Source organism: Lactobacillus laiwuensis (genome assembly GCF_019972835.1).
Taxonomy (GTDB): Bacteria; Bacillota; Bacilli; order Lactobacillales; family Lactobacillaceae; genus Lactobacillus; species Lactobacillus laiwuensis.
In genome coordinates, this window is the sequence record NZ_BPPB01000004.1 from 159,374 (window position 1) to 172,011 (window position 12,638).

At 36.5% G+C, this 12,638-nt stretch carries 14 protein-coding genes; 3 read left to right on the forward strand and 11 right to left on the reverse strand.

What is annotated here, in order from left to right; all coding sequences use genetic code 11:
- Window positions 1-16: 16 nt before the first annotated feature.
- Window positions 17-595: a xanthine phosphoribosyltransferase gene (locus LDM92_RS03540; RefSeq protein WP_223902042.1), complete on the forward strand. Its 579-nt coding sequence runs from the start codon at window positions 17-19 to the stop codon at window positions 593-595.
- Window positions 595-1,908 carry a nucleobase:cation symporter-2 family protein gene (locus tag LDM92_RS03545; protein ID WP_223902043.1) on the forward strand — a complete coding sequence of 438 codons (1,314 nt, stop codon included), beginning with the start codon at window positions 595-597 and terminating at the stop codon, window positions 1,906-1,908. Before LDM92_RS03540 ends, LDM92_RS03545 begins: the two co-directional genes overlap by 1 nt.
- A 132-nt stretch (window positions 1,909-2,040) precedes the next feature.
- Here LDM92_RS03545 and LDM92_RS03550 read toward each other — a convergent pair whose 3' ends face one another.
- Both LDM92_RS03550 and LDM92_RS03555 read right to left on the reverse strand, forming a co-directional pair.
- On the reverse strand, window positions 2,041-2,865 hold the full coding sequence (locus LDM92_RS03550; RefSeq protein ID WP_223902044.1) for a phosphotransferase: 825 nt from the start codon (window positions 2,863-2,865) through the stop codon (window positions 2,041-2,043).
- Between the two features lie 194 nt (window positions 2,866-3,059).
- Entirely contained in the window at window positions 3,060-3,188 is a 129-nt protein-coding gene (locus tag LDM92_RS03555) for a helix-turn-helix transcriptional regulator (protein WP_223902197.1), read from the reverse strand.
- Window positions 3,189-3,401: 213 nt separating this feature from the next.
- Between LDM92_RS03555 and LDM92_RS03560 the strand changes: the two genes are divergently transcribed.
- Window positions 3,402-4,817 (forward strand): C69 family dipeptidase, encoded by a 1,416-nt coding sequence (locus tag LDM92_RS03560; RefSeq protein ID WP_223902045.1) that lies wholly within the window; start codon window positions 3,402-3,404, stop codon window positions 4,815-4,817.
- Window positions 4,818-4,933: 116 nt separating this feature from the next.
- Here LDM92_RS03560 and LDM92_RS03565 read toward each other — a convergent pair whose 3' ends face one another.
- The 9 genes from LDM92_RS03565 to LDM92_RS03605 form a co-directional block, all read right to left on the reverse strand.
- Window positions 4,934-5,647, reverse strand: coding sequence for a GntR family transcriptional regulator (locus LDM92_RS03565; protein WP_223902046.1), 714 nt, complete (start codon window positions 5,645-5,647; stop codon window positions 4,934-4,936).
- 32 nt (window positions 5,648-5,679) lie between these two features.
- Window positions 5,680-6,771 carry an SIS domain-containing protein gene (locus LDM92_RS03570; RefSeq protein ID WP_223902047.1) on the reverse strand — a complete coding sequence of 364 codons (1,092 nt, stop codon included), beginning with the start codon at window positions 6,769-6,771 and terminating at the stop codon, window positions 5,680-5,682.
- Between the two features lie 35 nt (window positions 6,772-6,806).
- Entirely contained in the window at window positions 6,807-7,640 is an 834-nt protein-coding gene (locus LDM92_RS03575) for a PTS system mannose/fructose/sorbose family transporter subunit IID (protein WP_223902048.1), read from the reverse strand.
- Complete coding sequence (locus LDM92_RS03580) at window positions 7,630-8,391, reverse strand: PTS mannose/fructose/sorbose/N-acetylgalactosamine transporter subunit IIC (RefSeq protein ID WP_034981518.1); 762 nt, start codon at window positions 8,389-8,391, stop codon at window positions 7,630-7,632. Before LDM92_RS03580 ends, LDM92_RS03575 begins: the two co-directional genes overlap by 11 nt.
- Window positions 8,392-8,419: 28 nt before the next feature.
- Entirely contained in the window at window positions 8,420-8,905 is a 486-nt protein-coding gene (locus LDM92_RS03585; protein ID WP_223902049.1) for a PTS sugar transporter subunit IIB, read from the reverse strand.
- A 211-nt stretch (window positions 8,906-9,116) separates the two neighbouring features.
- Entirely contained in the window at window positions 9,117-9,983 is an 867-nt protein-coding gene (locus LDM92_RS03590; RefSeq protein ID WP_223902050.1) for a PfkB family carbohydrate kinase, read from the reverse strand.
- 17 nt (window positions 9,984-10,000) lie between these two features.
- Complete coding sequence (locus LDM92_RS03595) at window positions 10,001-10,999, reverse strand: SIS domain-containing protein (RefSeq protein WP_223902051.1); 999 nt, start codon at window positions 10,997-10,999, stop codon at window positions 10,001-10,003.
- Between the two features lie 17 nt (window positions 11,000-11,016).
- Window positions 11,017-11,850 carry a PTS system mannose/fructose/sorbose family transporter subunit IID gene (locus LDM92_RS03600; RefSeq protein ID WP_223902052.1) on the reverse strand — a complete coding sequence of 278 codons (834 nt, stop codon included), beginning with the start codon at window positions 11,848-11,850 and terminating at the stop codon, window positions 11,017-11,019.
- Window positions 11,834-12,622 (reverse strand): PTS mannose/fructose/sorbose/N-acetylgalactosamine transporter subunit IIC, encoded by a 789-nt coding sequence (locus LDM92_RS03605; protein ID WP_046332501.1) that lies wholly within the window; start codon window positions 12,620-12,622, stop codon window positions 11,834-11,836. The genes LDM92_RS03600 and LDM92_RS03605 overlap by 17 nt, the downstream gene beginning before the upstream one ends.
- Between the last annotated feature and the right edge of the window lie 16 nt (window positions 12,623-12,638).

The following is a 12,638-nucleotide window of genomic DNA, read 5'->3' on the forward strand; positions in this document are numbered from 1 at the left end:
GATGAAGGAGGAAAAAGTGAAATTATTAGAAGACCGGATTCGCAGTGACGGAGAAGTTTTACCCGGTAACGTTTTAAAAATCAACTCGTTTTTAAATCATCAGGTAGATCCCGAACTAATGAAGAAAGTCGGAGAAGAATTTAGTCAACTATTTAAGGACAGTGGCATCACAAAAGTTTTGACTTGTGAAGCTTCTGGAATCGCTCCCGGAGTAATGACAGCCTACGAATTGCATGTGCCTCTGGTGTTTGCCCGCAAGAAAAAACCTGCAACACTAAATGACGCGGTATATTGGGCAGATGTTTATTCTTACACTAAAAAAGTCACCAACCAGATTTGTGTTGAACAAAAATTTTTGGAACAAGATGATCGCCTGCTAATTATCGATGATTTTCTAGCAAATGGAGAAGCTGTTAAAGGCATGATTAATATTGCTAACCAAGCTGGTACTGAAGTAGCTGGCGTCGGTATCGTAGTCGCAAAAACTTTCCAAGGCGGTAGCGACTGGCTTAAAGAACACGGCTATCGCCTTGAAGCATTAGCAGAAATCGCTAGTTTAGCTAACAATCAAGTACATTTTGTGGGGGAAAAATAATGGCAGAAAAAGAAGTTAGCCAGCAAAAAGCAGCGGTTTTAGGTTTACAGCACTTATTAGCAATGTATTCCGGGGCAGTCGCTGTACCCCTTCTAATTGGTAATGCACTAAAATTTTCTCCTGCACAAATGACCTATCTAGTTTCAATTGACATTTTCATGTGCGGCCTTGCGACACTTTTGCAATTAATGCGCAATAAGTACTTTGGTATTGGCTTCCCAGTCATTTTGGGCTGCGCCATTCAAGCAGTTGCCCCCTTGCAAATGATTGGGCAGAAATTCTCAATTAACGACATGTATGGTGCCATTATAGTTGCCGGCATTTTTGTCGTTTTAATCTCAGGCGTTTTTGCTAAAATTAAAAAATTCTTTCCCCCTGTCGTAACAGGGACTTTAATCACCACTATTGGTTTAACACTTGTTCCAGTGGCAATTCAAAATATGGGTGGTGGCAATTCTGCTGCTAAAAGTTTTGGCAGTGGTCAAAATCTCTTTCTGGCTTTTTGCACGATGTTTATCATCTTGGCATTAGAAATTTGGACTAAAGGATTCATCAGATCAATTTCAGTTTTAATCGGTCTTGTTGCCGGAACTGTCATTGCCGCTTGCATGGGTCTCGTTTCCTTCACTCCTGTCATGGAAGCATCTTGGTTTCACTTACCTCAACTCTTTTACTTTGGCGTACCAAAATTTGAATGGTCTTCCAGCCTGACAATGATCATTATTGCTTTAGTGTCAATGGTTGAGTCTACCGGAGTATTCTTTGCAATTGGTGATCTTTTGCACCATGACGTGACCGAAGAAGACTTGAAAAAAGGCTACCGTGCAGAAGGTATCGCTCAGATTTTTGGCGGTTTGTTTAATGCTTTTCCTTATACCACTTTTTCGCAAAATGTCGGTCTTTTGCAATTATCCGGTATTAAAACCAAGCGTCCGATTTATTGGGCAGGCGGCTTACTGATGGCTATGGGATTGTTGCCTAAAATTGGCGCTATGGTAACAATCATTCCTACCCCAGTTTTAGGTGGTGCCATGCTGGTCATGTTTACCATGATTGCTGTTCAAGGCATTAAGACTTTAGCTAAAGTTGACCTCAGTGATAACAATAATGTGCTAATTATTGCCATCTCAGTTGGACTTGGACTTGGCGTTACTATTTATCCCCAATTTTTCAAAAACCTGCCGGCTACTGTCCAATTATTTCTAAGTAATGGGATCGTAATTACCAGCTTGTCAGCTACTATTCTGAATTTCTTACTTAAAGGGGGTGATAGAAAGGCAAAACAAAAAACTCAAACTGCAAATATCATGTAAATAAAATTGTTTTTACCCTTGAGACAATTTTGTTTGCACCAAAAAAGTATCTTCAAAATAAGAAGATACTTTTTTAATTTGTAAATATTAAAACGTGCATGTTAACTTTGTTGTTATCTTGACTGCCGATACCTAAAAATGAAAAACAGGTTGCCAGCATTTGTTTACCAATTTGCTTAAATGGCTTGTCAGCAATTTCTCAGTATATTTCATAATTCCAATCGCAGTTATAAAAATTAGAAAGGACTGCGTCAAAGGAGTAACTGCTACTTCTTCACCACATTTTCTATACCCATTTATAAAGGAAGCAATTAGTTTTTGATTTAATCTAAAATCTTGGTAAAAAAGTTTAATGAAGTCCTGATAATTTACCCCCATGCGAGCGCGCTCAAAATCAATTAAACTCAGTTGCCCTCTAACAATTTTATAATTACGTAAACCTACATCCCCATGTAAAACAGTAGTTGCATGAGCTGTTAGATCTTCTGCAATATCCGCTTTTTGTGCTGTAAATAAAGCTAACACTTGCAGCAATCTGCTTTTAATTTCTTCATTCTGCAAACTATTGCTGTCAAATTTTGCTTTCTCAAACAACCGATTATTTAGGTATATGCCAGAAAATGGTTTGACTTTTTGATGGAAGTGAGACAATTCTTTGCCCATGTTAAATGCCATATCAGGATTGATTTCTTCTTTAATATCAGAAGGCGCCAAATCTTTCATGACCAAAACAAATTGTTGCGTCTGCTTGACAACAAAAGAGTCTAATACCCGAGTATTTAGTTGCTCATTAACAGCTTTTTCGGTTAAGAATTTTCCTGCTTGTGCAAAGACTTTGACAAAAATTTTTTGCTTAAACTTTGCACTATCACCAACAAAAGTGCTGTTTTGTGACTCGTGCGTGATCTTTGTTAAGTCAGCTTGCAGTTTTTCTTGTAAAATTTTTTCTATAGTCATCAGCTTATTTCTCTCATTTCACCACTGCGGACAATGCCACAGCGATATAGCACAAAAATAATTTACCGGTTTTTGCCAATCAAGGTAGCAGTATGAAAACGCACCATAAATAATATTCTTCTTTGTATTAATCATTTTTTTCGCCTTCATATTAAAAATAATTCGTCAACCGTTACCTCTAATATCTTAGCTAACTAAAAAGCGAGTCCTAAAGATGGGTCATATTTATCATTTTCAATAGCGTTGATCGTTTGCCGAGTAACATGAGCAGCTTCTGCTAATTGAGCCTGTGAGTATCCCTGCTCTTTACGCAATTGAGCAATTCTGTTTTCACTAGTTCACTCTCCTGTCAAACATATCGGACATTTTTAGTAAAACATCTTTTACATTTTGAGTAAACACCAAAATTATATTTTAGTTAAAATCTTTAATTCGAAAAAGTAATAATAATTTAGGCTTAAGTTTACTTATTTTTTTGCAAACAACCCGCCTTTTTTAATACAATATAGATTAAGTAATTTGAAAGGACAGATAAGATGAAAAAAGCAGAATGTACGACTATTCTTGTCGGTAAAAATGCCACCATTGACGGCTCAGCTATGATTGCCAGAAGTGAAGACGGTGGCCGTGAAATAATTCCTGAAGGTTTTGAACTTATTACACCGGAAAAACAACCAAAACATTATGAAAGTGTCATTAGTCACCAAAAGATTGATGATGAAGACTTAGCTGAAAAGCCTTTACGTTATACCAGTGCACCTGATGTCTCTGGCGAAAGCGGCATCTGGGCTGCAGCCGGAATTAATTCAGAAAACGTGGCAATGACTGCTACTGAAACTATTACCACTAACGCACGTATTCAAGGGATTGATCCACTGGTTACTGAGGGTGGACTTGGTGAAGAAGACTTTGTTACTTTAACATTGCCTTATATTCACAGCGCGCTTGATGGCGTTAAGCGCATCGGCTATTTACTGGAAAAATATGGTACTTACGAAATGAACGGTATGGCTTTTGCCGACCACGATGAAGTTTGGTATCTAGAAACTATTGGTGGTCACCACTGGATTGCACGTCGTATTCCTGATGATGCCTACGTTGTTGCTCCTAACCGTTTAAACATTGATGAATTCTACTTTGATAAAGATGGTTTTTTAGCTGATGATACCTTAGAAGATTTAATCGCTGAATATCACCTCAACCCTGACCGTGAAGGTTACAACATGCGTCATATCTTTGGTAGTTCAACTATTAAGGATGCCCACTACAACAATCCTCGTGCCTGGTTTGTTCACAATTACTTTGATCCAGAATTCGGCGGCAAGCCAACTGATCAGGATCAACCTTTTATTTGCTACGCAAACCGCAAGATTAGTATTGAGGATATTTGTTTTGTTGAAAGTTCACACTATCAAGATACCCCATTTGATCCATACGGTGATCAGGGTACGCCTGAGCAAAAGAAAACCTACCGTCCAATTGCACTAAACCGTAACTTCGAAACCCATATTTTGCAAGTTAGAAATGATGTTCCAGAAGAGATTGCCGGTGTGCAATGGCTTTGTTTTGGTCCAAATACCTTTAACAGCTTCGTCCCATTCTACACGAATGTCAACGACACGCCAGCCAGCTTCCAAACTGGTCCTAAATTTGATTTGAATAAAATTTTCTGGTTGAACAAATTAACAGCACAATTAGGTGACACTAACTTTAAGGTCTACGGTGAACTAGAAAATGACTTTGAGCAAAAATCATTGGCCCAATGTCACTTCATTCAACATGAAACTGATAAAAAAGTTGCAGGTCTGTCAGGTAAAGAAGCTGAAGATTTATTAACTGCAGCCAACCAAAAGATGGCTGATCAAGTTTACGACAACACCATTGAACTGCTGGGTAACATGGTAAATGAAGGCCATAATCTAGCAATACTTAAGTTTGACTTGTTAGACTAATTTAATAATCAAGCTCTAAAGAAAAGTTAAAAAAGGCTCAATTACGTTAACTAACGTAGTTGAGCCTTTTATATTGCCTATTTAGCAAAAAGTACAAATTTTAATGGAATCTGTCGTTACCTAATTCTTATTTGATAAACATCAGGATCCACGAATTCTTCACTACACTGAACCATCTTGCCATCCTGATTTTTAAGTACATTGTCAATATTCAATAATGAGCAGCCAAAAGGCTTAGCAAGCAAATCAGATAATTCTTTATCAGCTTCAGTTGCACTGACTAATGTTTCTTGAGGACTTATTTTTTTAATAAGTGGATTCTTTTTTAATGCTTCATATAAAGATACTTCAATGTCACTTTTTTGCAAAAATTCATAGAATGGAGCCAAAATATAACTATCATCAACAATTACTGGTTGTTCATCAAGAAATAGAACCCTTTTAATGTTTAAACAAGTTGACGAATTTAAGCGAAAAATATTTTGAATTCTGCGTGACGGAATAATTTGGGCAAAATTGATTATCTTGGATGAAGGTAAAAAGCCGTTCTTTTTAGCCGTATAAGAGAAACCTTCTACAGAATTAATCCGCAGAAGCTTTTTTACTTTTCCAGGTTTCCTGACATAGCTGCCATTACCTTGAATTTTTTCGATTAGTCCTTCAGTAGCCAACTGTTTTATTGCCTTTCTTAAAGTTACGCGACTAACCCCAAATTCATCTTGTAATTCACTTTCGGTAGGAAGCTTGGAATCGACCGGATATTCACCATCCTGTATTTTTTGCTTTAGTTTTAACATTACTTGATAATACAAAGTATTTTTTGCTTTCATTCTTTTGAAAACCAACTTCACTTCAATTAAAATTACTTAACGCTATTTGCTTTAGTTATTAAAACATCTTTTATATCCGGATAATTCCTGACATTAAGATCCTTACCCTGACCAGTATAAAGTAGATAAGCAAATAATTGCAACGGTATACAATATTCTAACGGGCAGAAATCTGCATCATTTAAAAATGATCCTTTTAATACGTGGTTAGAGGATATTCCTTCTTGTGAACCAATAGAATATGCATGATCAGTTTGTTCATTCAAGGCCTTGAAAAGCTTATTAGCTCTTTCATAGCCATAATTTACTGGTGCAACAATAATAGTATATGTTTCTTCATGCATTGAAGCAATAGGGCCATGTAAAAATTCTTCTACTTCGAAAGGTTGGAAATAATCTCTAACGGTTTCTAGAGATTTTAATGCACCTTCCATGATGGTGCCTTTATTATTACCATAACCCAATAAGTAGCCGTGATGGCAGTTTTTCAAATCAGCTGAGTTTTCTTCAAACCAATTCTTACTTTCTTTGATGATTTCATTTAAGTTATTGACCGTTTTTTCCAGACGATCAATATATTCGTCATATTCTTTAGCGGTCAATTGGCCCGACTTTTTAGCCGCTTCCAGTGCAATTAAATAAAAAGTAAGAATTGATGCACTATAACCTTTTGTTTTAGGGCCAACGTGCTCAAAGCCGCAGGCCAAAACAATCTTGTTTTGCGCTACTTGTGAACAAGAATTATCCCGATCTTCAGTAATCACAAAATTATCACAATTCAGGCTGTTTGCTCTCTTTAAAGCTGCAATTGTGTTAGTGCTCTCTCCTTCTTGGGTAATAGCTATGACTAGATCAGCACTTGTTGCCAATTGTTCATAATGAGCAAAATTATATGAATTTACCGGAATTATGTGCTTTTTCAAGATTTTTTCCATAAAAGGTTGTGCTGTAATACAAGAATTGAAAGATGTACCTGAGCCAACCAAATAAATGTTGTGGTATTTATTCGTATTATCTGCAAAAGTTTGTGCAAAATTGTTGTACAATTGCCCTCTATTGGCAATCATTTTTTTAAGTGCATCTTCTGTTTCATCAATATAATCAATCATTGACCAAGTTTTCATTATTAATTATCCCTTTCTCACTTTAATAGCATTTTTTACTTAAAAATCCCGAAATATTTGAAAATTATTCCGAAAGCGAAGCAGCCAATCATAATCCAAGAAGTTTTAACATGCTTCTTTTGCAGTAACCAGTATATGAAGAATGTAACTGCTAATGGCAATAAATCTGGACATATTTGATCAACAATATTTTGTAGATTCAAAACTGTTTTACCCGACTTAAAGACATAAGCAAACTTGATATTAACCATTGAAGCTATCATGCCGCCAATTACTGTCAGACCCATGACAGAAGCAGCATTAGTCGCCTTTTGGAAACCACTGCCGCTAGATAGAGAATCAATTGCTTTAGTTCCTAGATCATAACCAAGAAACAGCCCATAATATCTGGTCAAGAAATGAGGAATATTGTATAAAATCAAAAATAAGATTGGTCCTAGGATATTTCCCTTTAAAGCTAAAGTAGTACCGACACCTGCTGCAATAACTCTGAATGTTCCCCAGAAAAATGTGTCTCCAATTCCTGCCATTGGCCCCATCAAGGCAACTTTAATATTGTTAATAGTTGAAATGAAAAAGTTGGAATTAGTAGCTGCTTCTTCCTCCATTGAAGCTGTAATTCCTAGTATAAAAGGCGACATAGCATAAGTGGTATTGTACACTTCAGATTCTCGGGTCAAAGCTTTACTCAAGTCCTTTTTATCAGGATAGAGCTTTTTTAACACAGGAATAATTGAATAGGCGAATCCAGGAGCCTGCATCCGGTCCATACTATAACAAGCTGGTAACAAGAAAGCGCGCCAAAATACTGACATTAAATCTTTTCTGGTTAACTTTTTTCCTTTAAACATTTCTTCTTTAGATTTCATTGTCTTCTGTCTTCCCTTCGACTCCACTGCTGTTAGATAATAATATTAATGCTGCAATTACTGCACCAACCATTGCAACTCCAATGTTAGTAAGCTTAAAGAATGCTACCAAGATGAAGCCTAAAAATAGGTATGGCGCAAATTTTTTGGTAAATGTCAGTTGCATAAGCAATGCAAAACCTAATGCCGGTAAAATACCTGCTGCTAAGGCAAATCCGCCTGTAAGCCAATCTGGAATAAATTTCACCAAAGATTTGAATACCGGTGCGCCTAAAAGCATAGCTACCAAAGCGATCAAGAATGGGAAAATGAAATAATTAAATAAACCCAGCCATTGATTTCTTTCCATCGTCTTAGTATCGCCTCTGCCAGCAGCTTCTAATGACTTTTGGCTTAAAATCTGATTTAAAGGCACATAAGTGATGTATTTTGTTGCCATTGCGAATGCAGCAATCGGCATTACCAGAGCAAGTGCAAGTTTAGGGTCAGTATGCGATTGCAATACTAGCGCAGTACTGAGTGCACCACCCAAAATAACATCAGGTGGTGCGGCATTGGCTCCAATTCCTACAACACCCATCGAAAGAAGTTCAATTTGAGCTCCTAAAATCAAGCCTGTTTTAACATCTCCATAAACTAACCCCACCAGCGTACAAATTACAAGTGGCCTTTCCATCATGGTCATACCGAAAAGTCTTTCATCAATATGACCAATACCTGCAATTAACGCAACCAAGAATGACTGAATCATAGTCTACCCTCTTTCTTTTCAAACATAATCACTGTTTATCAGTAATACTTTTAAAAGTATTTGACAGATCTTCAAATTTATGGTTAGGCGTCGGTTGCATACCGACTTTTATTCCTTTAGCCATAATTCTCTTAAATGAATCGATATCCTCCAACGTTAAATTCAAATTGTCACGGATCATTGGAGCATTTTTTCTAATTCCACCAATAGTTATCTTTTCAACCCCACTCACATGCTCACAAATTTTTTCAGCATCAAAAGGATTATTAGTTAGAACCATGACGCGATAAGAACTATTTTGTGGATTATTTAAAAATTCAATAGCTCCATCAATTGTCCTAAAACCTATTTTGGTACTCGTTGGTACAGCCAACTTCATAGTACTTCGACGAATTTTATCGTTAAAAACGGCATCATTCGCTACTAAAACTACATTTGCTTGTACTCTTGGAATCCAAGTCATGACAACTTGACCATGTACAAGACGATCATCCATATGCATTGCTACAATCAAAACAATATCCTCCTGTCTATAAATAATACCTTTTAAAACATATTATACCTATTTTAAATATTTTTACAATATTTTATTAATAACTATTTAATTTTAAGTCATAAAAACCCGCTAGATTTAACAGATTTAAGCTAGCAGGTTCTGATAAAATATTTTTTTATTTGGTTGATGTTTACTTCATTAAAAATATAACAGAAGAAAATTTACAGGTCTATTTAGTTATTTTTGTGCCATGTCCAAATGATCCCTTTTGCCTAATCGTTTTAGCAGCAGCTAGAGCAGCTTTAGTTAGGCTCTCATTTATATCTGCTCCTGAGAGATTTTTTAAGCTTTTAGCTTTAGTGAGCAAATAGACCACGAGGTTGGCAAAAAATGTATCTCCTGCACCCATAGTATCAATAGGCTCAGGATCATATTGAACTTGGCCAACATACTTTTTTCTTTGATTACAGTCAAACAGCAAAGGAGGCTTACCGCCATTTGTAAATAAGACCAAAGCAGTATTAAGTCTCATGCACTGCGTTAATATTCTTTCCATATCTTCAGTTTTTGCTTCTGATAAAGAAAATTGTGCAATATCAACATTTTTGGCTACCTGATTTAAATACTCAGTAGTATGATATTTAGCCATTTCAGAAAAATCATAAGCAATTAGGATACCTCTTTGGTGAAGCTTAGCAATAACATTTTCAGAATTTGCATGGCACGCACTATATACCACCAGCGCCGAATCCAACATTTTCATTAAACCAGGTTCATCTAGTGATGGTAACTGCCTCGTACCTCTGATACTGTCAATAAATTGACGATCCCCATCCACAATGTTTACAAAAGTCTTTTCGGTTTGAGCATTAATTCGGTTGCAAAATGAGGTATTTACATTTTCATCTTTTAAACTATTTAATATTAATTCCCCATCATCATCTTTTGCTAGACTACCAACATAGTATGAATCAACAAGTTGCTTTGGCGCAAAAACAGAAAAGTTAACTGCATTGCCCCCAGGATATTTTACATTTTGGTTTTGATAGTAATCTACTACATTATCTCCTAAACCAACAACGTATTTTTTTGACATCTTAAACAGCTCACTATCTAATAATCCACTACACGATAATAGCGACGCTTAGTTAGAGGATGATTTCTAATATTTTCTAAATGCAAGCTCACTCTGCGTAAAGCGGCCCACATTACTGATGGCTCAACTATTGATCTAAATTTAGCTGAAATATGCGGTAAAGTAAATTCTTTCATATCAAACTTAGTGAATTGGTCTGTGTATTTAGTAGCAAAGTTAGCCACTCGCTCATCTAACGGTCTCGTCGCTCCTTCTGATTCAAGCAGTACCACTGGAACATCCTTCTCAACCAATTCAAATGTACCATGGAAAAATTCCGGTGAACTAACCGATTTGGTTCTAAGCCATTGCGATTCTTCTAATACACACATTGAATAACTATAAGTTGTTCCCCACAGATCACCAGAACCAACCCAAATTTGATAGTCGGCATTTTGATATTTTTCTGCAAATTCTTTTGCCTTACTGTCAACCTCTTGGGCAACAATGTTCATGTCTCCTGGCAATGATTTAAGTTCATCAGCAAAGTGCTCATAGTCATTAAATTCATTATTCACTTGCATAATTTTGCCAATCAAGAAATAAAAAGCTAATTCTTGAGGATGGTAGCCAAAAGTATTAACGGCATAAGTTGAGTGCTGTGCTAGTGGCGTATTATCTTTGTTAACAATTGAAATAGTTCGTATACCCAATTGTTCCATCTTTTTAGCCAAAGCAACAGTTTCCTTAGTATCACCAGATTTAGAAAGTAGAATAACTATACTATTTTTATTTAGCTTCTTACTTCCTACAGCTAAAAAGTCCGCAGCTGTCAGCAAATAGCTGGGAATTGATGACTTACTTTCCATCCAATAATTAAATGGCTGCATCACAGCGTTTGAACCACCAGAGGCAGTGAAAAATATATTACTAATTCCTTCTTTTTGCACTTTCAGAGCAATTTGTTCAATATCGGCCCGTAAGCTATATGCCTTTTCCCCTTCAGTTACAAACTTTTCAGCGTCAAACTTTAACATTACAGTTTTCCTTTCTTCTATGCCTTTAAAATTCCTAAATAAGCCATTAAAATGCCGAATACAAAAATTCCGACCAGTATTGTAATTGTTGATACCTTTTTCTTCAATAACCAATAGATAAACAGCACACACGCAAGAGGCAACATATTCGGTAAAATACCGTTAATCATGGCGTTCCATGTTTGGGCATCATTTCCTTGACCCAGTTTACCTGCAACGGTGATTGTCACCATACTTGCCGACATGCCACCAATAACCATTAAGCCAAGAATTGATGCGCCATATGCAAATTTTTCAAGCAAACCAGAAGACTCGGCACTCTTTAGCATCGATGCTCCCAAATCATACCCTTTGACTAAACCAATCCAACGTACTAGTAGCGCGGGGACGTTGTAGACTAACAAAAATAGTATTGGACCTAGTATACTGCCTTTTAATGCAAAAGAAGTCCCTAAGCCAGTGGCTAAAATTCTTAAAGTGCCCCAAAAGAACGAATCTCCGATTCCTGAAAGAGGTCCCATCAAAGCGGCTTTTACATTATTTATTGATTCTGGATCAAAATTATCAGGATTTTTGGCATTTTCTTCTTCCATTGCTGTAGTAATTCCCATTACTAACGTAGAAAGTGGTGGTGAGCAATTGAAAAAAGCCATATGTCTTTGAAGAGCCTCACTTCGTTGCTTTTTTTCTGGATATAACTTGTCTAGAACCTTATTCATAGCGTAGCTATAGCCCATATTTTGTTGTCTTTCAAAATTCCAAGAAGCTTCTAATGTGAGGGAACGCCAAAATATCCCTTTTAAGTCTTTTCTAGTAATAGCTTTTGTAACAGAATTAGAACTCATTATCATCATCCCCTCCTTGATTATTATTTAACTTATTAGCATCAATTTTATTTTCAAGATGCAATACGATGTACATTAGGCAGAACGCAAAGATAGAAATTCCCAAAATTGGTATTTTCAAATAACTGTACAGTGCAAATCCAAGTACAAAGTAAATTGCCACATTTTTCTTTAAAATCATTTCCAACAATAAGGCAAAACCTAATGCTGGCATTATTCCAGCTGCAACGTTTATACCATTTTGAACAAAATCAGGGATCATATTTAGCAATTTTGTCATTACCGGGCCACCTAAGTAAAAAGCAAGCCCGACAAAAATCGCTCTCGGTATACATTTGACTGTGATAAAACCATACATGTTCATTCTGCTCAGATGTCTACTATCACCTTGTTCAGCATATTTATCACCCTTCTTCAAGAATATAGGTAAAATTACAATCGTTAATAAATTGTCAATAATCAAATACAGTGCAGCAACCGGAAAGGCTAAAGTAATAGCAAAACCAGCTCCCTTGCCTGTTGATATTGCAAAGGCTGTGCCCAAAACTCCTCCAGCAGGAACATCTGGCGGCCTAGAAGCACCAATAGTAATTGCACCCATAAATGCCAGTTCAATAGTTGCACCCATTATGATTCCAGTCTTTAAATCGCCCAGAACTAATCCGGTTAGTGCTCCGGTAACAAGTGGTCTAGACAAGTTACTAGTTCCAGTTAACCAGTCGGCTGGAGCAAGAGCTGTAATTAAGGCTAGCAAAATTGATTGAGTCAATGTGTTCATTTTTCAAACCTCCTTC